Annotated in this window: 28 protein-coding genes; 20 read left to right on the plus strand and 8 right to left on the minus strand. The window is 45.1% G+C overall.

Features of this window, described 5'->3' with window-relative positions; all coding sequences use genetic code 11:
• Positions 1–83 precede the first annotated feature (83 nt).
• The 5 genes from R8N46_RS04475 to R8N46_RS04495 all read left to right on the plus strand — a co-directional run bounded on the left by R8N46_RS04475 (position 84) and on the right by R8N46_RS04495 (position 5,742).
• Positions 84–443, plus strand: coding sequence for a DUF3316 domain-containing protein (locus tag R8N46_RS04475; protein WP_017819758.1), 360 nt, complete (start codon positions 84–86; stop codon positions 441–443).
• A 218-nt stretch (positions 444–661) separates the two neighbouring features.
• Complete coding sequence (locus tag R8N46_RS04480; RefSeq protein ID WP_213972261.1) at positions 662–2,062, plus strand: FAD-dependent oxidoreductase; 1,401 nt, start codon at positions 662–664, stop codon at positions 2,060–2,062.
• Positions 2,063–2,175: 113 nt separating this feature from the next.
• A complete protein-coding gene (locus R8N46_RS04485; RefSeq protein WP_115386472.1) occupies positions 2,176–3,300 on the plus strand; it encodes a M14-type cytosolic carboxypeptidase in 1,125 nt (374 codons plus the stop codon).
• Between the two features lie 455 nt (positions 3,301–3,755).
• Entirely contained in the window at positions 3,756–4,736 is a 981-nt protein-coding gene (locus tag R8N46_RS04490) for an OmpA family protein (protein ID WP_065275126.1), read from the plus strand.
• A 136-nt stretch (positions 4,737–4,872) separates the two neighbouring features.
• Positions 4,873–5,742 (plus strand): LysR substrate-binding domain-containing protein, encoded by an 870-nt coding sequence (locus R8N46_RS04495; RefSeq protein WP_115386473.1) that lies wholly within the window; start codon positions 4,873–4,875, stop codon positions 5,740–5,742.
• A gap of 69 nt (positions 5,743–5,811) precedes the next feature.
• Here the strand turns inward: R8N46_RS04495 and R8N46_RS04500 are convergent, their stop codons facing one another.
• Positions 5,812–6,687: a LysR family transcriptional regulator gene (locus tag R8N46_RS04500; RefSeq protein ID WP_005384388.1), complete on the minus strand. Its 876-nt coding sequence runs from the start codon at positions 6,685–6,687 to the stop codon at positions 5,812–5,814.
• 248 nt (positions 6,688–6,935) lie between these two features.
• Between R8N46_RS04500 and R8N46_RS04505 the strand changes: the two genes are divergently transcribed.
• The gene (locus R8N46_RS04505) at positions 6,936–7,172 is read left to right on the plus strand and encodes a hypothetical protein (protein WP_054579233.1); all 237 of its coding nucleotides are present in this window, start codon (positions 6,936–6,938) and stop codon (positions 7,170–7,172) included.
• A 121-nt stretch (positions 7,173–7,293) separates the two neighbouring features.
• Here the strand turns inward: R8N46_RS04505 and R8N46_RS04510 are convergent, their stop codons facing one another.
• The gene (locus R8N46_RS04510) at positions 7,294–8,664 is read right to left on the minus strand and encodes an L-serine ammonia-lyase (RefSeq protein ID WP_017819764.1); all 1,371 of its coding nucleotides are present in this window, start codon (positions 8,662–8,664) and stop codon (positions 7,294–7,296) included.
• Between the two features lie 131 nt (positions 8,665–8,795).
• Between R8N46_RS04510 and R8N46_RS04515 the strand changes: the two genes are divergently transcribed.
• Positions 8,796–9,638: a YdcF family protein gene (locus R8N46_RS04515; RefSeq protein WP_213972260.1), complete on the plus strand. Its 843-nt coding sequence runs from the start codon at positions 8,796–8,798 to the stop codon at positions 9,636–9,638.
• On the opposite strand, the gene R8N46_RS04520 is transcribed toward R8N46_RS04515, so the two are convergent.
• The gene (locus R8N46_RS04520; protein ID WP_005374025.1) at positions 9,628–10,284 is read right to left on the minus strand and encodes a hypothetical protein; all 657 of its coding nucleotides are present in this window, start codon (positions 10,282–10,284) and stop codon (positions 9,628–9,630) included. The two genes, R8N46_RS04515 and R8N46_RS04520, sit on opposite strands and share 11 nt — an antisense overlap.
• Before the next feature lie 249 nt (positions 10,285–10,533).
• Positions 10,534–10,800, minus strand: a complete 267-nt coding sequence (locus R8N46_RS04525) for a DUF333 domain-containing protein (protein WP_005374023.1) — start codon at positions 10,798–10,800, stop codon at positions 10,534–10,536.
• A 277-nt stretch (positions 10,801–11,077) separates the two neighbouring features.
• Between R8N46_RS04525 and R8N46_RS04530 the strand changes: the two genes are divergently transcribed.
• Entirely contained in the window at positions 11,078–11,596 is a 519-nt protein-coding gene (locus R8N46_RS04530; RefSeq protein WP_005374021.1) for an NUDIX hydrolase, read from the plus strand.
• 435 nt (positions 11,597–12,031) lie between these two features.
• On the opposite strand, the gene R8N46_RS04535 is transcribed toward R8N46_RS04530, so the two are convergent.
• The 4 genes from R8N46_RS04535 to flgA form a co-directional block, all read right to left on the minus strand.
• Entirely contained in the window at positions 12,032–12,778 is a 747-nt protein-coding gene (locus R8N46_RS04535; RefSeq protein ID WP_042523341.1) for a lytic transglycosylase domain-containing protein, read from the minus strand.
• Positions 12,759–13,196 (minus strand): flagellar export chaperone FlgN, encoded by a 438-nt coding sequence (gene flgN, locus R8N46_RS04540; protein ID WP_005374018.1) that lies wholly within the window; start codon positions 13,194–13,196, stop codon positions 12,759–12,761. The genes R8N46_RS04535 and flgN overlap by 20 nt, the downstream gene beginning before the upstream one ends.
• 20 nt (positions 13,197–13,216) lie before the next feature.
• On the minus strand, positions 13,217–13,498 hold the full coding sequence (gene flgM / locus R8N46_RS04545) for a flagellar biosynthesis anti-sigma factor FlgM (RefSeq protein ID WP_005374016.1): 282 nt from the start codon (positions 13,496–13,498) through the stop codon (positions 13,217–13,219).
• Positions 13,499–13,634: 136 nt separating this feature from the next.
• Positions 13,635–14,432, minus strand: coding sequence for a flagellar basal body P-ring formation chaperone FlgA (gene flgA / locus R8N46_RS04550; protein ID WP_213972259.1), 798 nt, complete (start codon positions 14,430–14,432; stop codon positions 13,635–13,637).
• 77 nt (positions 14,433–14,509) lie between these two features.
• On the opposite strand from flgA, the gene flgB reads away from it, so the two are divergent.
• From flgB to R8N46_RS04610, 12 genes are read left to right on the plus strand one after another with little or no spacing between them, the layout of a single operon-like run.
• Positions 14,510–14,872, plus strand: coding sequence for a flagellar basal body rod protein FlgB (gene flgB / locus R8N46_RS04555; protein ID WP_005374013.1), 363 nt, complete (start codon positions 14,510–14,512; stop codon positions 14,870–14,872).
• Positions 14,873–14,874: 2 nt separating this feature from the next.
• Entirely contained in the window at positions 14,875–15,309 is a 435-nt protein-coding gene (gene flgC / locus R8N46_RS04560; protein ID WP_005374012.1) for a flagellar basal body rod protein FlgC, read from the plus strand.
• Positions 15,309–15,992: a flagellar hook assembly protein FlgD gene (gene flgD / locus R8N46_RS04565; protein WP_005384410.1), complete on the plus strand. Its 684-nt coding sequence runs from the start codon at positions 15,309–15,311 to the stop codon at positions 15,990–15,992. Before flgC ends, flgD begins: the two co-directional genes overlap by 1 nt.
• Positions 15,993–16,019: 27 nt before the next feature.
• Positions 16,020–17,216 (plus strand): flagellar hook protein FlgE, encoded by a 1,197-nt coding sequence (flgE, locus tag R8N46_RS04570; protein WP_005374010.1) that lies wholly within the window; start codon positions 16,020–16,022, stop codon positions 17,214–17,216.
• 12 nt (positions 17,217–17,228) lie between these two features.
• Complete coding sequence (gene flgF, locus R8N46_RS04575; RefSeq protein ID WP_005374009.1) at positions 17,229–17,960, plus strand: flagellar basal-body rod protein FlgF; 732 nt, start codon at positions 17,229–17,231, stop codon at positions 17,958–17,960.
• A gap of 24 nt (positions 17,961–17,984) precedes the next feature.
• Positions 17,985–18,770 carry a flagellar basal-body rod protein FlgG gene (flgG, locus tag R8N46_RS04580; protein WP_005374008.1) on the plus strand — a complete coding sequence of 262 codons (786 nt, stop codon included), beginning with the start codon at positions 17,985–17,987 and terminating at the stop codon, positions 18,768–18,770.
• Between the two features lie 32 nt (positions 18,771–18,802).
• Positions 18,803–19,474, plus strand: a complete 672-nt coding sequence (gene flgH, locus R8N46_RS04585; RefSeq protein WP_213972258.1) for a flagellar basal body L-ring protein FlgH — start codon at positions 18,803–18,805, stop codon at positions 19,472–19,474.
• A complete protein-coding gene (locus R8N46_RS04590) occupies positions 19,459–20,595 on the plus strand; it encodes a flagellar basal body P-ring protein FlgI (RefSeq protein WP_086026720.1) in 1,137 nt (378 codons plus the stop codon). The genes flgH and R8N46_RS04590 overlap by 16 nt, the downstream gene beginning before the upstream one ends.
• A gap of 10 nt (positions 20,596–20,605) precedes the next feature.
• A complete protein-coding gene (locus R8N46_RS04595) occupies positions 20,606–21,154 on the plus strand; it encodes a rod-binding protein (RefSeq protein WP_054728653.1) in 549 nt (182 codons plus the stop codon).
• Positions 21,155–22,528, plus strand: coding sequence for a flagellar hook-associated protein FlgK (gene flgK / locus R8N46_RS04600; protein WP_005374000.1), 1,374 nt, complete (start codon positions 21,155–21,157; stop codon positions 22,526–22,528).
• A gap of 13 nt (positions 22,529–22,541) precedes the next feature.
• Positions 22,542–23,441, plus strand: a complete 900-nt coding sequence (gene flgL, locus R8N46_RS04605; protein WP_005373998.1) for a flagellar hook-associated protein FlgL — start codon at positions 22,542–22,544, stop codon at positions 23,439–23,441.
• Positions 23,442–23,459: 18 nt separating this feature from the next.
• Positions 23,460–24,500 carry a hypothetical protein gene (locus R8N46_RS04610; RefSeq protein ID WP_054728655.1) on the plus strand — a complete coding sequence of 347 codons (1,041 nt, stop codon included), beginning with the start codon at positions 23,460–23,462 and terminating at the stop codon, positions 24,498–24,500.
• The last annotated feature ends 27 nt before the right edge of the window (positions 24,501–24,527 follow it).

Below are 24,527 nucleotides of genomic sequence, written 5' to 3' on the forward strand. Positions count from 1 at the left end.
TTGACGTGTTTTAGGTCTTTATACGTACCTTATAAGTATCGAGCCAATTTTGGCCCGATGTAAAGGTAAGTAAGGAGAGGTTTATGAAACGCTTAACAACTTTAGCAAGTACGATTGCTCTGATTGCTGCACCTTCTATGGCTCTTGCTGGTGGTTATCAGTGGACAAACGATACCGAAACTATCCATGGCGACGTAATGGATAGCAAACAAGCGGCTTATGAAATGGGCCGAGACATGATCCAAAGCTACCAAAATAAATCATCTGGACAACTCCGTGATGAGTTTACGAGCCTTACAACGTATGTTGATCGCCAATCGTTTTCTATCACTGACTCAAAAGTCATGGTAAATGAGTTCTTGCAAAGTGACGGGCAAGTTGTTTACCAGCCTATTCTCAATGTTCAATACGAGTACCGCATGCGTGATACCGGTAAATATTAACCAGTAAGACGGACTCGAATTGTTTACCACTAATATTTTTGCTGTTTGTTTTGGGGAGCCACGAGCTCCCCATTTTGTTTTTGTTGGAAGCGAAAATTCGCACACTCTCAGTGCAACATTTTCTATCGCTCAGCGTTAGATTTTCTTGCTCGTTGATTGTCATCATCGTTTGTAAAGTGTTTGCGGAAATGGATGTAACGCACTAACGAGGATACCCGATGACACATCATTCATATTGGTTCAAGCAGGTAATTGAAGCTGAGCAACCAGAAACGCCACAACCGTTACAGCAGAACATTAATACTGACGTTGCGATTGTTGGTGGCGGATACACCGGACTTTGGACCGCGATTATGATTAAGCAGCAATCTCCGGAAAAAAAGGTAGTCGTGATTGAAAAAGGCCTTTGTGGCAGTGGTGCATCGGGCGCAAACGGCGGTTGTATGCTGACTTGGTCTACCAAGTTTCCGACATTGAAACGGTTATTCGGTGAAGAACATGCTGCTTGGTTGGTAAAAGAGTCGGAACAAGCAGTGCTAGAGATTGACGACTTTTGTCAGCAGCACAACATCGATGCGCAATTATCGTTGAAAGGGGTTTATTACACTGCAACCAATCAGGCTCAAACTGGGGGAATGCAGCCAGTTGTGGACGAGTTAAAGCGATTAGAAGTGAACAGTTGGCGTCGTTGCTCGGTGGAGGAACTGCGTGCCAATGCGGGATCGCCGCGCAATATAGAAGGCTTTCACTCTCCAGTTGCAGCCAGCGTTCAACCTGCTTTATTGGCGAGAGGATTAAGACGCGTCGCAATGGAGTTGGATGTTGAAATCTATGAGAATACGCCGATGACGCGTCTAGATTATGGAAAACCTGCCACTGTCTGTACACCTAAAGGAAATGTTCAAGCGCAGCAGGTGGTGTTGGCATTGAACGCATGGATGGTGGAGCAGTTTAAACAGTTTAAAAACAGTATCGTGGTGGTCTCTTCCGACATGGTGATCACCAAGCCGCTTGGTGACGCACTACCTCAATCTGGTTGGCAGGCAGGTTCTAGTGTGTTGGATTCTCGTATTTTTGTACACTATTACCGAGATACGCCAGATGGCCGTTTGATGTTGGGGAAAGGCGGCAATCAGTTTTCTTTCAATAACCAAGTTGACGCAATGTTTAACAAGCCAACACGCTACCAAGGTCTACTGCGTAAGTCGTTCGATAAGTTGTTTCCTCGTTTGAGAGGCGAGGAGTTTGCTTATTCATGGACGGGGGGCTCTGATCGTTCTGCTACTGGTTTCCCTTTTTTCGGCGATCTAGATAAACAGAGCAATATCTTTTACGGATTTGGTTATTCAGGCAATGGTGTAGCGCAGACTCGCATGGGCGGAAAGATCCTATCTTCATTGATATTGGGAATCGATAACGAGTGGACGAACAGTGGTTTAGCCAAAGGACCGTTGGGGTGTTTCCCACCAGAACCGCTTCGCTGGACCGGGGCTATGATAGTGCGCAACGCGGTACGTCGAAAAGAGGAAGCAGAAGATAACGAGAAAACGCCGTTTATCTGGGATAAGTGGCTAGCAAAACTTGCAGGACCAGCAGGCAAAGCGGATAAGCTTGACTAAACTGAAGACTTTAGCCACAAACGAGACAGTTTGCAGTGAAAGTCATTGGGGCGCGATGAAGCCTTGTGTTAGCCTCTGTCTTTCAAGCTCAGATTTAAAAGGTGAGTCATAAAATGAAAGTATTCAGCAACTTCGATAGCGGCAGCATTCACGTAGTGAAAGCGGACGACAAAAACGACATCCAACTCAAAATTCCTAACGACAATATGTCGGAATTCTACCAGTGGTTCCACTTCCGTCTTGAGACAGAAGTCGAGCAATCACACACCATCAAATTGCTTGATTTGGCTAAATCGGCTTATCCAGAAGGATGGCAAGGTTACGATGTGGTTGCGTCTTACGATCGTGAAGAATGGTTCCGACTACCGGCAGAGTTCGATGGCGACACGCTGACTTTCACTGTAATCCCTGAGCGCAGCTCAATTTACTTCGCGTACTTTGCGCCATACACGTACGATCGTCATTTAGACTTGTTACACATGGCACAAAGCGCGCACCACTGCCAACTAGAGACGCTTGGTCATACGCTAGATGGCAATGACATGAGCTTGCTTACTTTCGGTGAGCCAGAAGAAGGCAAAAAGAAAATCTGGATGATTGCACGTCAGCACCCAGGTGAGACAATGGCGGAATGGTTCATGGAAGGTATGATCCAACGTCTGTTAGATGAAAACGACACGGTTGCGCGTGCATTGCTTGAAAAAGCGGTGCTTTACGTCGTACCAAATATGAACCCAGACGGTGGTATTCGCGGTCACTTGCGTACCAACGCAGTAGGTGTAAACCTAAATCGTGAATGGCAAACGCCATCAATGGAAAAGAGCCCAGAAGTCTACCTTGTGCGTCAGCGCATGCTGGAAACGGGTGTTGACATGTTTTTAGATATCCATGGCGATGAAGCGATTCCGTATAACTTCGTCGCTGGCTCAGAAGGTATTCCTTCTTACGATGAAAATCTTGCCGCTTTAGAGGCATCATTTAAGCAAGCGTTATTGACTATTACGCCAGAGTTCCAAGATGAGATTGGTTACGATAAAGATGAGCGTGGTAAAGCGAATTTGACTGTGGGTTCAAATTGGGTTGCAGAGCAGTTCAAATGCTTGTCTTACACAATCGAAATGCCATTTAAAGATAACAACAATCACCCAGATCCACTTTACGGTTGGTCTCCTGAGCGTAGTGTCTTGTTTGGACAAGATGTATTAGCTGCAACGTTAACCGTAGCGGATAAAATTTAGCGCGACGAGTTAACGCTTTTTCATTATTTCGAAAACAGCTCATTTTAAATGAGCTGTTTTTTTGTGCTCTCCATATCCACGCTCCCCTGTAAAAATTTGTTGCCATTCACAAGCTTAAATGATGATTCTTAAATTTGAGAAAGTGGCTTTTTATGGTGATTTGCGTCACAGAAAGTTGGCTTCTTTGTGATATTCTCCGCAACGAATTGACTATGGCTAAACCAACGCAACGAACTTTATTTTTCGGTTGGGTATGCGGATGAAGCTCATGAATAGATGGTCTTGAGGTTACCTTTTTCCGTTTTACGTCATTGGCGTTTGAATATCATTTTTGATTCTTTCCTACGCTATTTAGCTATTTCTATTCGAAGAAAAGAGAAAGTTACGGCTTCATATTTTACGGCAGTATGCTGCCGCGATGTGTTGCTTTGTGTACAAGAAAAAGGAAAAGAATAATGAAAAAAATCGCTATAGCAGTGGCTACTGTACTTGCTGGTGGTGTGATCTCAAACGTTGCACTTGCTGACACTTACATGGGCGGTAAAATAGGTTACAACTCTCTAAACGATGCGTGTTACCTAAACGAACCTTGTGACGACGACAGTTTTGCAGCATCTATGCACTTAGGCTACAGCTTCAACAAGTACGTTGCAGCAGAGTATGGTGTTGATTACCTTGGTGACTTCACTGCAAACTTCAAAAAGCCTGGCCTAAACACAGTTGACGGTGACCTATGGGCACTAACTCTAGCTCCTAAGTTCAACCTACCACTAACGGATTCTTGGAATCTATTCGCGAAAGTTGGTGCTGCATACATGATGGCTGGTGACGAGAAAGATTTCGTACCAACTGGCTCTCTGGGTGCTGAATACCAAATCAACTACAACTGGAGCCTACGTGCTGAATACCAACGCTACCAAGATATGTCTGATGACGTAATTGAAGACATGGATTCAGATTTCTTCGGTATCGGTTTCAACTACAAGTTTGGTTCTGAGCCAGTCGTTCAAGAAAAAGCCGTTGAAGAGGTGGTAGAAGCACGTCCTGCAACCCGCATTGTAGATCACGTTTACCCTGCTCAAACAACAGCGACAGTACAATTCGACTTAGAAAGTGCAGAAGTGAAAGACGCGTCGAACCTTTCTGGTACCGTTGATTTGATGAATACTTACCCACAAGCTCAAGTTGAGATCACGGGTTACAGCGATACGACAGGTTCTGCTGCTTACAACAAGCAACTCACAGAAAAACGTGCGAAAGCCGTTGCTGACGAGTTCCAAGCAAAAGGTATTGCGGCTGAGCGTATGACAGTGAAAGGCATGGGTGAAGCTAACCCAGTAGCAAGCAACGAAACACGTCAAGGTCGTCAAATGAACCGTCGTGTTGAAGTAGTTGTCCCTGCGTTTGAATACCAAACCACTGAGAAAGCAGAATAATTCCTGCTTAAGATAAAGTTCCAAAAGCCAGCGTGTATCACGCTGGCTTTTTTGATCCCGCTTAACAAACTCAGCACTTTCATCAATTTGTCATCACCAGTTCATACCATGGCTGCCAAGTGTTTGGGAGAGTGTTATGCAAAGTTTACCGCCGCTTAATTTGCTCCGAGCGTTTGAAGCCACGGCGCGATTACAGAGCTTCACTAAAGCCGCAGAGGAGCTAAATGTGACCCGTGCGGCCGTCAGTCAGCAGGTGAAATCGCTAGAACTGCAGTTAAATGCAACATTATTCGAGCGCAAGGGTACGCACCTTACGCTGACCAGCTCAGCAAAAGAATACTGGCCTGTGGTTAACCATGTGCTTCAAACATTATCGACCACGACGCAGCATTTATTTACTCGTCCCAAGAATACGCAAGTTAACTTACATGTCGCTCACAGCTTTTGCTCTCAGTGGTTAATGCCAAGATTGGCTGATTTTCAGCGACAATTCCCAGACATTTCCTTTAAAGTCTCGACAACTGCTAATACAGTTCCAAACGCCAGTGCGATTGCGGATATCGAAATTATTAACGGAGATGGAGATTGGCAAGAGCAAGAAGCCATACGATTAACCCAAGAAAACTGGATTGTTGTCGCAAGCCCCGGCTTTATGCATTTAAACCCGATAAATGACCTCTCGCAGTTAGCTAAAGCGCCTAAAATCTGTACTAGTGGTTATCATGAATCTTGGCAAGAGTGGCTTTCACACCAAGGTTACCAAGGGAAGGTGAGCAAAGTCGTCGCCGAGTTTGAACACTCATTGCTTGCTATTCATGCTGCGATTAATCAACTTGGCGTGTTGCTGGTAAGAGACTTTCTTGTTGAGGATGAGCTGCAACAGGGCGTATTAGTCCAGGCTGGAAATTGGCATATGCCAAGTTCTGGTGCACATTATATGGTGGTTCGAGCATCCGAAAAATCACACGTAAACACCTTTGCTCAATGGTTAATACAGAGTCTTTAATGTTCGTTCAGCGAGTAAGTAGAGCGCATGTGTGGTTTTGGCTATTATTAGCAGTAGCAAGTCATCAGTCTAGGACTGAGCGACATGCTTAATGACATCTAATAACCACTGATTTACCGGAGCTTGCTGTTGAGAGCGACGACAGCTCATCACGTAGCGAACATCAAGCTCTAGCCCAGCAGGAAGCGCGATACTCCGGCAACCCTTAGGAACATGTCCACTCATCGTTATGCCAAAATGATTCGTTTGCAGAAGCACTTTTTGAATCATCGCTGGATGCTCAATTTCCACTTTAGGTGTGGTTCTAAAACCCATATGTTTGAGCCTTTCCAACACTGGGTATCGGTAGTCGTTCCATCCCGGCGTTTTAAAAAGTATAAAAGGGTATTCTTCTAGTTCTTGGGAGTTTTGAGCGGGATGATCTTGTCGAACAAAAAATACCGCTTTTCCTCGCCCTAGTTCGGTCTGAACAATTGACTGTGGCAGATCTTCATCAAAGTAATGAATCGCAATAGCGTTTTCACCGTCAATTAATCGTTTTTTTGCTTCGCTACCCCAGCGCAAACATGAGAATTTTGCGTTTGGGGCGTGCTTTAGTAACTCCAAGTAAAACTTGTCACCAAAGTACTCCCAAAACAATGTGTTGGCATAAATAGTGATTGAACCGTCAAAATGAGCTGGTGAAAAATGCTGTGGTTTGATGGAATCAATACTGTTGATTATTTGCTCAAAATGCGCAATGTTCGCTTCCACAAAAGCTGTTGGTTCAAAGCCATTTTTGGTCTGAACGAATAGCGGATCATTGAGCTGAGTTTTCATCTTTGTCAGATTTTTGCTGATTGCTCCTGACGTTTTACCGAGTGATTCTGCGACTAACCGGACGTTACGTAACTCATACATCCGTTTTAATACCAAAATATTTTGAATATCCAGATTAACGCTCATACATTGTCTCGCTTGGCTTTTGTCGACAAATCATATCGCTGAATTTCTTAAGAAAAGACAACGCTCGGTCAATTTAAGTTGCTGCCTTATCCCTGATTTATTGAAGGTAACGATAAGTTATTCTTGGTTACATCAGTTTATTAGCATGGATTTCCATTTGGTAAATAATGGCTTTCCTCGTATGAGCGCGTTTCTGTTGTTACAGTTTTTCCACCGACAGAAAGTAAGAACGATAATAGAGGTGATGTATGAAAAAACTAATCGCACTTGTTTTGATGGTTTGCTCAACAAACGTAGCATTTGCTGGTGATGGGTCATACACGGGCACGATTGATATGACGATGGCAACGAAAAATCAGGTTGACGTAGAGCGTTCAGATTCTCAATTGACGCTGAAGGGTCGCAATGAAATGGCCTATGGCGGTGTAACAATCCATTCGGATGCTGCAACTCAAAAAATTGAACTTCGTGGTCGACGTGATTAATCGAATAGTTTCTTGTTAAGAAAATGCCGCGAAGAACGCGGCATTTCTATATGTAATATCATCAGATCATAATTACCAGATAAGCGTATGGTGAGAAGCTAAGCGCAATGACCACCTGCCATTATTCGCATGGCGGTGCCATATGAATGACAGCTAAGCCCCCCAAAGAGGTTTCACGGTATTTTTTATTCATATCTTTACCAGTCTGATACATGGTTTCGATAACTTTATCTAAAGAAATTAAACATTTACTTGTGCGCTTTAATGCCATACGCGATGCATTAATCGCTTTCATTGCTCCCATGGCATTTCTTTCAATACAAGGTACTTGAACCAAGCCGCCAATCGGGTCACAAGTCATACCCAATGAATGCTCCATCGCAATTTCCGCAGCAATACAAATCTGCTCGTTACTGCCCCCTCTTAGCGCTGTTAAGCCAGCGGCAGCCATGGATGAAGAAACCCCAACTTCTCCCTGACACCCCACTTCTGCACCAGAAATTGACGCGTTAGTTTTATATAAGATGCCGATAGCGCCGGCGACTGCGAGAAAGTCTTTTAGCTGTTTAACATCGAGCTCTTTGATGAAGCGATGGTAGTACATCAATACCGCCGGAATCACCCCTGCTGCACCATTCGTTGGAGAAGTGACGACTTGCCCTCCTGCTGCATTTTCTTCACTAACCGCAAAGGCGAAGAGATTGATCCAATCCATGATCTCCATCGGATCGTTTTCAACTGCAGCGTTGGCTTCGAGCTTTTTCAAAAGGTTTGGTGCTCGACGAGTGACATTTAGACCACCTTCCAAAATCCCTTCCGTATCGAAGCCACGTTGCATGCAGAGCGACATCACTTTCCAAATTTGCTCTGCTCTTTGGTTAATTTCTTCGTCTGAGCGAAATGCGAGTTCGTTTTGGAGGATCATGCCTCCCAAGCTGAAACCGTTCGTCTCGGCTTTTTCCAGCATCTCATCTGCGGATGTAAACGGAAATGGTACTGCGACCTCATCTTGTTGCGTGCCGTTCTCTAGTTCGTCGGCGGTGGCGATGAATCCGCCCCCAATGGAGTAATAAATTTCAAACGCTACTTGATCTCCAGCAGCGTCTAATGCCGTAATCGTCATGCCATTTTCATGCAGGGGAAGGTTGTCGCTATGAAAGACGATGTCATGGTCGTAGCTAAACTCAATCTGGTGTGTACCGGCGAGCATGAGCGTATTATTGTCTATGGTATTTTGTAGCGCACTTTTGGCACTGCTCATTTTGATGGTATCAGGTTTATTTCCCATCAAACCAAGGACCGTGGCTCGGTCTGTATGGTGCCCTCGACCTGTCAGTGACAATGAGCCATAAAGGTCCACTTGCACCCGATGCACTTTCGCCATAGAGTCGCTAACTAGCTGAGTGAAATGGAATCCGGCAAGCATAGGACCATTAGTATGGGAGCTGGATGGCCCGACACCAATTTTAAATATATCGAAAATCGACAGCATAATTGACTTCCTTTAGCAGTGAACCTTTATAAAGGTCTCTAGAACAGTGTTGTTAACTAGATGTTAAAGCTTGTGGGTCGGGAGTGAAAGAAGATTTTTGTAACACTGCCAACTAAGCGCGAGATTTTAAAATGAAGTTAGACAACATCGTCATCGTTTTAGGTAAACGCCTCGTCAATAACAAATTGACCTCTGAGGGCATAACCAGAGTCGAAGTTTTGTCTTGTAGGACTGCATCACTACCGACAGAGCGAACGGCGATTATTTTTTGTGGCGGAGTAACGCAAGGACAAAGCGTTTCTGAAGCAGAGGCGATGTACGCGTATTTTAGAACCCTAAACGCAGACTCTGTGAATCCGTTCCCTGAACGTCATTTACTCTTAGAAACGGAGTCGTTGAACACGTTTCAAAACATGCGTTATGTTTCCCAAGTTTTGTGCAAAAGTGGGTTGTTCGAGTTATGGTTGGGGCATCCGGTTGAGGTTATCTTGCTATCTAATGACTACCACCTCGAACGAATCATTGATATCCAGAATTTGATGGATGAGCAAGGCTTATTACGAGTACTTAAATCCGATTGCGAATCCATGGGGGTGACCCTCAATATTCCACTGGATATCAGCAAACATATTAGCGTGCCATACCCACATAAAGGGCTTATGGCGGAGACATTCTTGCTACTCGATGAACTCACAACCTACCGAGTTTATTTAGAAGGGGTCAAGCATGGCGTATTTTTCCGAGATTTATCAATTGTCCGAAAAAAGCCACTTATGATCGCAAGAGATGCTATTCACAAATTGCTCTCTTTACCGCTCGATAAAGAGGCTTTGCAACATATTGAAGAAATGAAAAAGGCCGTCGAACTGACGGCCTTGGATGAATCTGTAGGTGCTGCGGAAAAGGCATTAAGTATCTTCCATCCGATACTGACTGCATTGAACCGTCGCTTTGATCCTGAGTCTATTCATTAAGCTCGCGTTTTGTGCGGACGGCGCTTAATGCGATCAAACAGTAGCAAAGCAGTTCTATACCTTCTTCTGAGATATTTTTAACATCACGGATGTAATTTTCATCCATCACTTGTTGCCAAAAACTGCCCATACCATACAAACGAGAGAAGACTAATAATAGCATTACAGCACCAACTAATAGCTTCATATGTGGCACCGTTAAAATGGTCGCCATTTCGTTCATGGTACCTTTACCACCTTGGTAAGCTTTGGCGCAAGCCAGTGCGGTGACAGCAAGTGCTGGGAAAACCCAAGAGCCATGATGAATCATGTCTGTCCAATAGTCCGTTTCGCGAATAATCAGTACTGCAAAAAATCCTGCAATCAAAATAGCCGCATGCTTTAGCTGAGGCTGTTGTTTCGATAAGCTGAAAAACGACCATGATGCAATAGCAAGCATCACAAGCTGGAGCGTTTCTGTAACGGAAAGCTCGCCAAGGCTTGATCCCAACACGACATAATCAAGACGAAGACTAAGGTTAACGAGAATACTTATAGCGACAATCATCAAGGCGTTTAAACTCGATTTATAAATAATGCGCTTTGATTTTTCAGTAACAACGTTGCTTGGGGCTGACTCGGCTTCTTTTACTATTTGTGTTTTCATCTTGCTCACCTGTCCCAGAAAATGTGGAAGAAATGTGAATTAGTGTGATCTGTGTTTGGAATTTTATTGTCCAAGTGGAAAGTTATGTCAGGGGAATGTCAAGAATAGAACACTGTTCGATATAGGATCGATGTGCGGTAAAGTCAGAGATATGTAAAAACAACGTAAGAACACTTTGATAAATCAAATAAAAAAGGAGCCCAAAGGCTCCTAAGTGATAGAGGGAAGGTGACGTATCGATAAAAATAATTAGTAGTTGTCACCCTCATTTTCTTTGTGATTCTCGCGATAGTATTCCCATTGCTCGACGCGTTCATTGTCCGACAGCACACAGTAAGTGACACGTTCGCCGTTTTCCGACACGGTATCCAGCTCACCACCTTGCTGAACACAGTATACGGCTGCGGGATTTGCAACGGAGGTATACTCAGTTGATCGGGTCGCTCCCTCGTAAGTTGAACAACCAGCCAGTACCAATGTTGCAGCCATAGCCATCATTAAATTTGTCTTTTTCATTCTTTATCTCCGCATGGGGTGGGCGAGTATTGTATTGATTATAGGCAACTTTAAGAGATTATTGTCTTATCGATGTTAAAAGTAAGAGGGACGTATAAGAATTTAGATATTCTCATTTATTGCTGATTAGCACGTCACACTTCTGTTCTTGGCGTATTGTTGTGAAGGTCATATCAATCACTTCCTGACAAGCGCTCGAACGTACCTGGCCTACAACAATGATTTAAAGTGTGAAATTCGGTAATATGCGCACAAAACATTGACCGTGGTATTTTCGATGAGACATTTAAAATCGACCGTTCATCCAGACATAGAGCATTTGGATGACAAAATTGTTTTTCAGCGCAATGCAGCGCGAGCCATTGTACTTGATGGTGAAGATGTGCTGTTGCTCTATACAGAACGTTACCATGACTACACGCTACCAGGCGGTGGTATTGATGATGGTGAAGATGTCATTGCTGGATTAGTCCGTGAATTAGAGGAAGAAACGGGCGCCCAAAATATACATGGTATTAAGCCTTTCGGAATCTTTGAGGAGTTTCGTCCGTGGTACAAGGATGACGCTGACGTGATGCACATGGTGTCGTATTGTTATACATGTAAAATCGAACGTGAGCTAGGCGAAACGGCGTATGAAGATTACGAAGTTAAAAATGGAATGCGCCCGGTATGGATGAACATACACGAAGCAATTGCACACAATGAAAAAACGATGGCAGAAAGCCCGAAAAAAGGCATGAGCATTGAGCGCGAAACGTTTTTACTTCAGTTGATTTCTAAAGAATTACTATAAACAGCTAGTTTGCATCATTACGACTTAGCTTCTGTTGGCTCTATTGTGGGCAAAGATTTTAGAGCAATAAAAAAGTCCGGACTCCCCCCCGGAACCCGGACTTATTCCAGACGCGCAAGCGAAGCGTCATCTTGATATGTTAGATTTGTTTCGAACTATGAAAACAATAGCTGTTTTACATTTAGTGTGTAAATAATTATTAGGTCTGACCATTGGTTTTCATGTTTTTTTGCAAACGCAATGTGACGCATATCTACCCAATTGCCAAGCGCAATTGGGGCGCTTTTTAGTAAACCACTACTCTTTCTTATCTTTGAGATACCTTACCTCAACTTTTTTGCACACGTTTGCATAGAGATCACGAGTTTTCAAATTCGCCGAACAGGATCTTGTGATTTTACGTTTCTCTGACATTGAGCTCTGTCGTAGCTTTTATCACAAATTAACTAGCGGAGGCAGTCGGCTAAAGTCGACCAGCGGTTGTGAAATCATAGGAGCGTCTGGAGCAAATAAGAGTAAAGGTTGAAATGATGAGGATTGTAACTGACCGATATCTATCAACTTTTCCAATGCATAGAAGCGGCTGACATATTGGCGAGTCTCGTTAGGCAGCGTGAGTTGTTGGAAATCTCGACTTCCTGCTCGCTGAATAGCACGTGCAACACGTCCTTCTCCGGCATTGTATGCAGCTAAAGTGAGAGCCATATTTTGATCGAATTTGTTGTATAAAAACGCCAGGTACTTGAGCGCGGCCGTTGTGCTAGCTTCTGTGTCAAAGCGATCGTCTTGTTTTGTATTTATCGTTAATCCGAAACGTTTCGCTGTGGCTGGTATCAGTTGCCAAAGTCCGGCGGCGTTAGCGTGAGAAACGGCTTTGGGGTTGTAAGAAGATTCTAACATTGGCACTAAGGCTAGGCTATTTGGTAATGAGTGGTTTTGAAGCTGTTTGAAAATGTGGTTAATTACCGGTTTGGATGAATCGAGACGCTTGGCAATTTGTGGTTTGTATGGGGCTAATACTTGATACTGCGTTTGAATATCGACAGCATTTGGTTTTGCCTGGCATGTGAATGGAAGGTAGGACAGAAAGGCAATAAAAATAAAAAGGCCTACAGTACTCAGCCGAGATGGCGACTGAATCTGTAGGCAAGACGAACATCGTTTAGAACGATTTATCTTCATAAGTGTGTTGCACAGGTTGTTTGAGTTGACTGACCAACTCATGGAACGCCGCAGAGCTGTGGCCATTGCTCTGATTGTATTGTTGGCACTGACTTACCAACGTTTCCAATAGCGCCCATTGTTTTCTAGCTTGCATACCTATTTGGGCAGGCAAAGCATTGAAAATTCGTTTTACGCTGGCGTCATTACACGCTAACCCCAGCGCTCGCATACACTGGCTTCTGTCATTGGCGGAGCGGCTGAGTTTATTGAGTATCGGCATTTGTTTCTGAACATTGTCGTTCAGTGCCTCTCCATCAAACTTTAAGTACAATACCTTTTGCTGCTGAAGCAAAGGAAGCAGTTGTTGATAAAGCTTAATATCCTCAGATATAGAGCGAACAAATTGTTGAATTCGCTGCGATACTGCGCTTGCCATGATGTCTTCCTAGCGTTTTATTACTCGTGACCTGTATGGAACTGCATGATTGCCTTGGATAGCACTTTTGTATCTAGGCTAAGTTCACCACGCGCTAATGCGTTGCGTACTTGTTCTACTTTTTCCATATCAACATCAGGTAGTGATGCCATTTCAGCTTGAGCGCGATCTATCGCTACGGTATTCGCTTGAAATGCAGGCTCGTGTACTTTGCTCTGTTCGACGACGTCGACAGGCTGTTTGCTTGCTTGCTGTAATTTTGTTTGTGGGACATGACCGCCCGCGACTTTGTCGATTTTCATGCTGTGGTCCTCATCATCATGTTCTAAATTAAGTAGGCGGTTAGAATGTGATAAACATTAAATATTTTTTTTGTACTCGAAGTTCAGTGTTACTGACGAGAGCCAAAATTAAAAAATGTTACCCCGAGTCAAAAAATCAAAATTGAGTATGAACCTGGTTTAATCCAGTTACGACTGCTCTTATGACCTTGCCCGAACTTGGGTTTTCCACGTCAATTTGTTGCCCTTTCGCTCCATCTTCTAAGGCGACTCCTTTTGTGCTGGCACTAAATCCATTTTTGCTCGCAATGACTATGACTTCATTTCCTTTCTCGATTAGAGGTGGGGCCGACAAATTGGATGGATTAACCACTTGTCCAGCCCTCAAACGACGAGAGGTTTCTAAGCCTACTGCTTGCTCGGGGCGAGTATAAAAATCGTCTTGGCGAGAGATGGTTCGGGTTTCAAGCTTTATGTGTTTAGCCGTTACGACTTCATTTCGGCCAACCGTGGTTGTCGCGACTAAAACAGGCAGAGTCAGCGAAGACTTTATCGTAACGTTAATTCGCCATGGTGATGCGATATTGTCGCAGCTGACTGAGCGCTTGAGGTTACCGACTGGCAACGTGTTGTTGTCACGACCTGTGATAACTAAAGGCGATTGACATTCTGGCAAGTGATTGGCAGAACCGGGCACCCACATGTCGAAGTCCAGTTTGTACTCCCCCCACTGATTGGAGAGCGCTACGCGATCCACCTCTTGTTCGAAATCCGTTGCTACAACGGATTTTATCTCTTCAACGCTGAGGGTTTTGTCATTGGTGTTGGCGAATGCTTGTTCTGATGTCAAAGCGAGTAACGTCAGCATTATTGTTGAGGAAGTGGACACTTTCCTCTTGTTTTTAATGCTTTCCGAGAACCGGAAGCTTGGCTTCCATTCTTGTTTGTAAATCATTGATATATATGGCTATTTTTTATGGCACGTATCTTGTTTGTATGTTGGCGTATTCGAGCCAACTGTAAGGAAGATGCATGGCGATCACATTTGAAAATGCTTTAGGAGTACATCCAGAGGCACTTAATTTTCGCGTTCAGCGTACCAAAGTCCTCGCCAGTAACCTAGCAAATGTTGACACCCCTGGGTATTTGGCGAAAGACCTAAGTTTCACCACCGTAATGAACCAAGTAACGGCAGGTGGTGTGAACAAACCGGTGCCAAAGTTCCAGGTTCAGGCCCAATACTCGGTGCCTTACCAGAATAGCAAAAATGGCAACACCGTAGAGCTTGGTGTTGAACAAGCAAAATTCACGCAAAACAACATGGACTTTCAAACTAGCCTGACGTTTCTCAACATGAAATTTAATGGCTTAGCGAAAGCGATTGAGGGACGTTAATTATGTCATTCACTGATATTTACTCGATCACTGGTTCCGCGATGACAGCACAAACTGTGCGTCTTAATACGGTAGCCAGTAACTTAGCAAACGCAGATGCAGTATCTGCAAATCCAGAAGATGCTTATAAAGCGCTTAAGCCAGTATTTGCGACTGTGTACCAAAAAACGCAAATGACAACAGAAAATGGAGCTTATCCCAATGCAGAAGTTCGCATTGTTGACGTTGTTAAAAATGCTGGAGATGCAGAGAAGCGTTTTGAGCCGAACAACCCACTGGCTAATGATGAAGGCTATGTGTTTTACCCAGATATTGATGTAGTTGCTGAAATGGCAGACATGATGTCCGCAACACGCAGCTTCGAAACGAATGTTGAAGTATTAGCCAATGTAAAAAGTATGCAGCAAGGTCTGCTTAGATTAGGGCAGGGTAGCTAATGAGTATTGCACAATACACCCCTTTATCGTCTGACGCTCCAGTAAATACAAAAGCAAAAGACAGCAACGGTATCTCACCAAACCCTAAAGACATGAACAGTGCTTCTTCATTGGAGAATGAGTTTATTTCTTTGATGGTGGCTCAAATTCAAAACCAAGACCCACTTAATCCCCTTGATGGTACGGAATACGTTGGTCAATTGGCTCAGTTCTCGCAGGTACAAAGTACCGAGAATATGTCTAAGACAATGCAACAGAGCATGGTGTTACTGGACAACATGCAAGTGCTGTCAACAGCGGGCCTTGTTGGGCAAACGGTTTACGTCAACGCGGATGAATTTCAGCTTGGTGAAGACGTACAAAACGGAAAAATCGAACTCGCTCATAGCTCAAACCAAGTCACGTTAGTTGTTAAAGATGAATTTGGACAATCAACTAAAGTGCCACTAGGTGCTCACGGTAAAGGTGACGTCGACTTTTCAATTAATCCTGAAGAACTTGGTCTTAAACCAGGCAAATACTCAGTGGCCGTAGAAGTGCAAGAAGGGCAAGCAAGTCCAAATGTGCTGATGGCAGGCACTGTTGAGCAAGTGCGCATTCCTAATACCGGTGGCGCAGCATTAGTCAATGTCCATGGCGTTGGCAACGTTCCTTTCTATCAAATCACTCAGTTTGGTGCTTAACCAAATACGGAAATCAGAGGTCTATTTATGAGTTTTAACATCGCACTAAGTGGTCTGGACGCGACCAACACAGAGCTAAACACAATCAGTCACAACATTGCCAACGCATCAACGTATGGTTTTAAAGGTGGCCGCACAGAATTCTCCGCTGTATATAACGGCATGCAACCTGGTGGTGTGGAAGTCGCGTCAATTTCACAGAACTTCGACAAAGACGGCAGTATCACAGGAACTGGCCGTGCGATGGACCTAGCTATTAATGGCGGTGGCTTTTTTGTTACTAAAGATAATATGGGTCAAATGTTGTACACACGTTCAGGTGTGTTCTCAACGGATAAGAACAACTTTGTTACGGCTAACAGCGGTGCAAAGCTTCAAGGTTACAGTGTCGATAGCAACAACAACCTAATGACAGGTTCTGTGGGTAATATTCAGGTATCGACTTCCTCACTGAATGCTAAAGCAACAGACAGCTTAGATTTTGTTGCGAACTTCGACGCAAGCGCGTCTGTTATTGATAAAGCCGTAACGCCATTCAATCCAAAAGATCCAAGCTCATTTAACTCGTCTTACACAACAAAAGTCTACGACTCACTGGGTAACTCGCACACGGTAACTCAGTACTTTACTAAGACTGCTTCTAACTCGTGGGAAGTGAACGTTCAAGTAGATGGCGGTACGACGCCAGTAGCAACTGTGCCTGTAACGTTTGGTAAAGACGGCTCGCTTTCAGCACCAACTGCGCCGTTTAATGTTTCATTCCCTGCTGCAGGCGCGAACGCGATGAGTGTAGACATTAACCTGAAAGGCAGCACGCAATTTGGTGCAGCTTTTGGCGTAAGTACTAATAGTCCTAACGGTTACACATCAGGTGAACTTGCAGGTGTACGCGTTGAAGGTAACGGCATGGTTTACGCGACTTACACTAACGGCCAATCACAGCTACAAGGTCAGGTTGTTCTTGCTGATTTTGCAAACACACAAGGCTTAGCGAAAGTGAGTGGAACATCATGGACTCAAAGCTTTAGCTCAGGTGCTCCAATTATGGGTGTTCCGGGTTCAGGTACGATGGGTGACCTAACTCCGGGTGCATTAGAAGGTTCTAACGTTGACTTAACCAGCGAGCTTGTTGCTCTAATGACTGCACAACGCAACTACCAAGCAAACGCAAAGACAATTTCTACCAGCGACAAGCTTACTCAAGCTTTGTTTAACGCGGTGTAATGGGAGTTTTGCATGGATAGTTTGTTATTTACGGCAACGTCGGGTGCCAGCCGAGTTCTTAAAGCGCAGCACGTTCGTTCAAACAACTTATCAAATGCTGATACTGCGGGTTTTCGAGCGGATATGGAGCGTGTGCGTAGTGTAGAGATGCAAGGCCCAGGTTTTGATGGTCGCACTATGGTTGTGACCAACTCTGCCTCAACACGTTTCGACGCTGGCGATATTGTGAAAACAGGACGTCCGTTGGACGTTGCGGTTATGGGGGAGGGATATCTCTCTGTAGAAACCCCAGCGGGTAACGAAGCTTACACCCGTGCAGGCAATATTCAGGTCGATACTTTTGGCGCTCTAACAATCAATGGGTTCCCTGTCCTCGGTGACAATGGTCCTTTGGTTGTGCCGGATTATCAAAAGATTGAAATCAGCGAGCGTGGTCAAGTCTCAGTGATCCCACCAGGTGGCGGCGCAGAAATTGTGGCAGGCACTTTGAAGTTGGTTAAACCGGAAATTAATCAACTGCAAAAAGAGAGCGATAGCTTGCTGCACAGCGTAGATGGCGTGCCATTCGCGGCAGATGAAACCGTGCAACTCTCTCCTGAGCACATTGAGGGCAGTAACGTATCTGCTATTGATGAATTGGTTAGTGTGATGTCGCTGACGCGCAACTTTGAAATGCAAGTTCGCATGATGAAAACGGCGGAAACTCTAGCAAAAGCTGGTAACAAATTAATGGCGGCGAGCTAAGTCTCGCCCCGCAAGGAGTAAAAAATGCATTCAGCATTATGGGTAAGTAAGACAGGCATGGCAGCGCAAGACACGAAGATGACTGCCATTTCTAACAACCTAGCAAACGTAAACACGGTTGGCTTTAAGCGTGACCGAGTCGTATTTGAAGATCTTTTCTACAGCATTCAGCGTCAACCAGGCGCACAAGTAGACCAAGTTAACGAACTACCAAGTGGTATTCAGCTAGGTAGCGGTGTTCGCGTTGTTGGCACACAAAAAGTGTTCACGCAAGGTAATACCCAAAACACAACGCAAGAGTTGGATCTTGCTGTAATGGGTCAGGGTTTCTTCCAAATAGAAAACTCGGACGGACAGATCATGTATACACGTAATGGTCAGTTCCATCGAAACTCAGAAGGCTTAATGGTGAACAGTCAGGGCCTGCCTTTAGAGCCTCAAATCCAGATCCCAGACAATGCGGTCTCTTTCTCTGTGGGTGTTGATGGCACAGTGACTACAACAACAGCAGACGATCCAACACCTCAGCAGCTTGGTCAAATTACACTTGCAAAATTCATCAATCCAGCCGGCTTAGAGGCCATGGGTGGCAACTTATTCCGTGAAACGGAAGCCAGCGGTCCAGCTGATGAGCTGATTGCAGGAGCTGATGGCGCCGGCATTATCAAGCAAGGTGCACTGGAAGGGTCAAACGTACAAGTAGTAGAAGAGATGGTCGACATGATCACCACTCAACGTGCGTATGAGATGAATGCGAAAGTGGTCTCTGCTGCAGATGACATGCTGAAGTTTGTTTCGCAATCAATGTAAGTATGAAATTGGTGATGATGAAGGAAAAAGCAATGAAATGGCTTTCTAAGAGTTGGGCAGTAGCCGCCGTGTTGCTGGTGGGATGTGCTGGCCGTCAGGAATTTATTCCGCCTGAGCCGAATGCTGAGGAATATGCACCACCAACGCTCGATTACACGCTGCCGGAAACCCAATCTGGTAGCCTTTATCGTCACCAATACACGATGACTCTGTTCCAGGATCGTCGTGCTTACCGAGTTGGCGATGTATTAACGATTCAATTATCAGAAGAAACCTCATCGAGTAAAAATGCGGGTACTAAGTTCGGTAAAAGTTCAGCAATTAACTTTGTGGCGCCGACCATAGGCACGAAAACTATCGATGAGTTAGGGGTTAGCGTGGATGGCAAACGTAACTTCGATGGCAGTGCATCAAGTTCACAAGGCAACAAGCTTCAAGGTGCCATTACGGTAACGGTACACGAAGTATTACCTAATGGCGTATTGCGTATCAGCGGTGAAAAATGGCTTCGTCTGAATCAAGGCGACGAGTTTATTCGTCTAACCGGTATCGTCCGTGTGGATGATATTAACCGCAGTAACCAAGTTTCTTCTCAACGAATTGCTGATGCAAGAATTACCTACGCAGGTCGCGGAGCGCTAGCTGACAGCAACGCAGCCGGGTGGCTAACTCAGTTCTTCAACAGCCCATGGGTACCTTTCTAATGAAGACAATGCAATCTTTCTTTATGTCTCTCCTATTGGTGTTGACCTTGGGACTACCAGGCACTTCACGTGCTGAAGCGGAAATTCCGATCATGGACTTGGTCGATGTTCGCGGCATTCGAGAAAACCAACTGGTTGGTTATGGTTTGGTAGTTGGCTTAGCCGGCCAAGGTGACCGAAACCAAGTGAAATTTACCTCTCAATCTATTACCAACATGCTACGTCAGTTTGGGGTTCAAATTGATGACAGTATGAACCCTAAGCTACGAAATGTGGCTTCTGTGAGTGTGACAGCGTCCGTTGACCCAATGGCAGGCCCAGGACAAACGTTGGATGTGGTTGTGTCTTCAATCGGTGATGCAAAGAGCCTTCGCGGTGGTACGTTATTGCTAACGCCTTTACGTGGTATTGATGGCGAAGTGTACGCGATTGCGCAAGGTAACGTGGTTGTGGGCGGCTTATCTGCAGAGGGGCGAAGTGGCTCCAAAGTAGAAGTAAACACACCAACGGCGGGTCGCGTTCCGAATGGTGCGACTTTAGAGAGAGAAATCAAAACCGATTTCAACCAACGTGATGAAATCACCCTAAACCTGCGCAAGCCTAGCTTCACTACAGCAAAAAATATTGCGCGTGAAATTAACAACACTTTTGGACCTAACGTTGCAGTTGCGATCAATAAAGCGCGCATTGATATGCGTGCACCAAAAGATACACAGCAGCGTGTCGTCATGATGTCGATGCTTGAAGAAATGAGCGTCGTTGAAGGCCGTAAACCTGCTCGTATTGTCTTTAACTCTCGCACTGGCACCGTAGTGATCGGTAAGAGTGTCAAAGTGAGTGAAGCAGCAGTAAGTCACGGTAACTTGACCGTGCGAATTTCTGAATCACAACAAGTTAGTCAGCCTAATGCGTTTGCAAATGGCGATACGAAAGTCGTTAACCAAACGGACCTTGATGTGAATGAAGATCTCGCTCAGATGGTGATTTGGCCTCCAGGCACGGAACTTAACACCATAGTTAATGCGGTAAATAGTTTAGGTGCCACGCCTACAGACTTGATGTCTATCCTGCAAGCTTTGAGTGAAGCGGGTGCATTGAACGCTGAATTGGTCGTGATATAAGGAGTTAAGGATGAAGCTAGACAGTACCAATGAACAAACTCAGTTAAATTCGATGCTTTATCACGACAACAGTGCATTGGCTCACATCAAGCATAGTCGTGATCAAGAAGGCGCACTTGAAGTCGTCGCAGGTCAATTTGAGGCAATGTTCCTACAAATGGTGTTACGCCAAATGCGTAGCAGTAGTGATGCTCTTGCTGATAAAGACAGCCCGTTTGCCAGTCAGCAACAAGGGGTATTCCGTGATATGTATGACGGTCAGCTGGCGATGGAACTAGCAAAGAAACAGAGCTCAGGCATTGCCAATATGCTCATCCAGCAGCTGAGCCCGTCTATGCGTGAGGTTGCTTTCGATGCTGCGCGTAACATCTCATCCGCTAACGATGGTAAAGGTTCGAATTCTGAATCTATCTCACAAGTAGATTCTAAAGAGGTGGAGAAGAATTCAAGCCTATTTAATACCGCTTCTCAAGCCGTCGCCTCTGTTAAACAGGTATTCGGTGAGGCCGGTATGACTACCGCGTTTTCTCAGCCGTTGATCAGAAAAATGGAGCTGTAAATGAACCTAGTTAATATTGCCCTTTCAGGTTTAGGCGCGAACCGTGTGGCCCTAGACGTAACCGCGCAAAACGTGGCAAACGTGAATACCGTGGGTTACAGTCGTCAACAAGCGTTGATGGCGTCTGTCGATGATGGTAAAGCCAATCGCTTAAGTCCAGGTTTAGGGGTAGAAGTCACTAGCATTCGCCGCGTTACTGATCAATTTCTGATTAAGCAAACGTGGTCGACTAACAGTATGGCGGCATACGCATCTGGATACACCAGTAACATGAGTCAGCTGGAGAATACGCTTGGTGCCGATGGTTTCAGTATATCGGCTGGCTTGGACTCGCTAAACGCTGCGCTTAACGATGCGACCGTTAAGCCGGAATCCATACCTTACCGCCAGCAGATCATTAACGAATCTGAAGCTTTGGCCCGCCGTTTTAATACGCTTACCGAGTCTTTATACAATCAACATAAAGACATGAGCGACCAACGTAATGCAGCGCTTAACCACGCGAATAGCCTTATGGAAAATATCGCGAAGGTGAACAAGCAACTGGTAGAGATGCAAGGTACAGGTGGTAACCCATCACAGTTAATGGATGAACGAGATAGGTTAATCGGTGAGTTATCTCAAACCATTGAAATCAAAACAACACAGCAGCATGACGGCAGTGTTCAGGTCACACTAACCTCTGGTCAACCGCTTGTGATGGGTACGGACCATGGCAAACTGGAAGCCATTCCTGACCCGAGTGATCCTTACTTGGCGGACTTACACGTCACGTTCTCGAATCAAAGCTTTGCGATTGGTGACTCGCTTGGTGGCAAATTAGGTGCGATTAATGACTATCAAACCGAAGTGTTGAAACCAAACCAACTGGCTCTGAATGACATGGCGAAAGCTCTCGCGGATGAATACAACGCCGTGCTTGCAACTGGCAAAGACTTAAATGGCAACCCAGGTAAACCTTTGTTCAGCTATGACCCAGCAAACCCTGCAGCCAGTTTGGATATTACCAAGCTAACTCCAGATGAGCTTGCGTTCTCAAGTGATGGAACACCTGGTAACGCAGATGCGTTGCAATCATTGATCGAGTTAAGCAACAAGCCAGTGGCGGTATCAGGTTACGGCTCAGTAAGCTTGAACGATGCCTTTAGTTCAATGGTGGGTCAAACCGCAATTAAAGCACGCCAAGCTAATGCTGATTATCAAGCGAAGTTAGCCATGAACAAGCAAGCGCACGCAGCTCGCGATAATGTTAGTTCCGTAAACAGCGATGAAGAAGCGGCTAACCTAATGATGTTTGCTAATGCGCACAATGCCAACATGAAAGTGATCAGCACAGCAAATCAACTGCTCGATTCTATTCTGCAGTTATTCTAAGAGGAAAGTTTAGATGCGAATTAGTGACAATCAATTTAGTCAAATGATGTTGCACAGCTTGCAGAGCAATAGCGCGGGATTAGGCGAAGCTCTGCAACAGATGTCTACTGGCAAGCGCTTAACCAAGCTGTCTGACGATCCAATGGCTTCGATCAAGTTGCTTAACTTAGACCGAGAAACCAGTGCGATTGCTCAGTACAAAAACAACATTGAAAACGTAAAAACGACGCTATCGAGTCAAGAAACCCATTTAGATTCGATCAAAGAAAGCTTAAAAAGCATGCGAGACATCGCGCTTTGGGGTGCGAACGGCTCTCTTACTGACGAAAGTCGTGGCGGTATGATTACAGAGCTTAAGAGTTACCGTGATTCTATTGAGTCGTCTTTTAACGCGCAGGATGAAGAAGGGCACTACCTTTTCTCTGGTACTAAAACGGATACTGCGGCTGTAAGTAAAGCGAGCGGCAGCTACGTAATTGAAGGTAATAGTGACAAGCGCGTAGTAACAATTGCTAAAGGTGTCACGATGGATTCCAATATGACTGCAAAAGAAATATTGGACCTTGGGGGAGGCCATAACGTGCTTAACCAAATTGATGCGCTGATCAAAGAGTTTGAGAGCCCTACCGCCAACTTCAGAGCTGAAGTTGAGGCGAGTATCAGCGCTATCGATGATACTTTTTCAAACGTACTAGGGACCATGACTGAGATTGGTGGTCGACACAACAACTTAGATCTTGTTGGTGGCGCGCACAGTGAAAACAAGCTGTTCGTTGACAAAGTATCTGGAGACCTCTCTGCTCTGGACTATGGTGAAGCGTCGGTACGATTGAGTAATTACATGGCCGCTTTGCAAGCAACGCAAGCAAGCTATGTGAAGATCGATGGTTTGTCGCTGTTTGACCGTTTATAAGGTTAGGAAGTTCTTTTTATGGTAATGAGTACAGTAGAGGTTAGACCCCATAGCATACGCTTAGGTGGACAAGAACAAGCCTCTATCATGCCGACCCGTTCTGCAGACTCAAGTACGGCAATTAAACCGCGCCCGGCGCAAATTCAGGCTGACACTGCGTCAGCCTACTCTGTATCTGGTATTCAGCTTACGCAGGGTCAGCAGCAAGCCACGGCGGTTCAGATCGCGTCCAAATCGCTGCAGGTGATTGGCAAAGAGCTCACGCAAATTAAACGTGGTTTGACGCAAGCTATTAATCAAGGCGTACAAAATGTTCCTGGTTTGCAGGATATATTGGTTCGTTCTAAAGCCACCATCCAAAAAGTCGTTGAGCAAGCACGTTTCGATGGCCAGAAAGTCCTAAATAACGAACTGCACTTAAAACTGGATAAAGCGGACATTCGTCGCTTTTCTATTCCAGGTTTGAATGTTCATCGCTTAAGCGACAAGGCCGAGCAAATCCGTTTGGATTTTCCTCAAGGTCAAGCGGTGATGATTCAGTTTGATGGACAATCAGACGGTGAGCGAACGGTCAAAATGCTGGATCGCAGCTTGATTGCGTTAGGAATGCGAGCCTCGTTAGCCGATGATGGCAGCATTTTATTTGAAGCCAGAGACAACGCTTATCAACAAATGCAGCAAAAGGTGATGGTAACGGGGGAAGGGCACCGATTCCCTGCGGGACAGCCTAACGTTTTGAACTTAAAGTCTGAGCCAGATGGTATTGCGGAGCTCGGGTTTGATCTAGGCTCACGCGATGGCATCAAGCAGACGATTGCCAAAGTAAATCAGCATCTGAAACAAGTTCAAACGAGCTTGCAGGAAGCGAAAGCTTTTCATGGTGAACTGAATACTCAAATGCGTTCTATCCAAACCAAAACCGCACAGCTTTCAGTCAATGAAGTGAATGCAAAACTGGATGGATTCATGCAAAAGTCTGGCGAGTTTACTTCAACTTTTCAGGCATTGAATGCGCAAGCAAACGTGCGTCGTCATACCGTGGTCGCTTTACTGAAGTAACGAACACTCCAATGATTCCCGGCTTTA

Origin of the sequence: Vibrio sp. 1874, from assembly GCF_033344395.1 — a bacterium.
GTDB lineage: Bacteria > Pseudomonadota > Gammaproteobacteria > Enterobacterales > Vibrionaceae > Vibrio > Vibrio alginolyticus.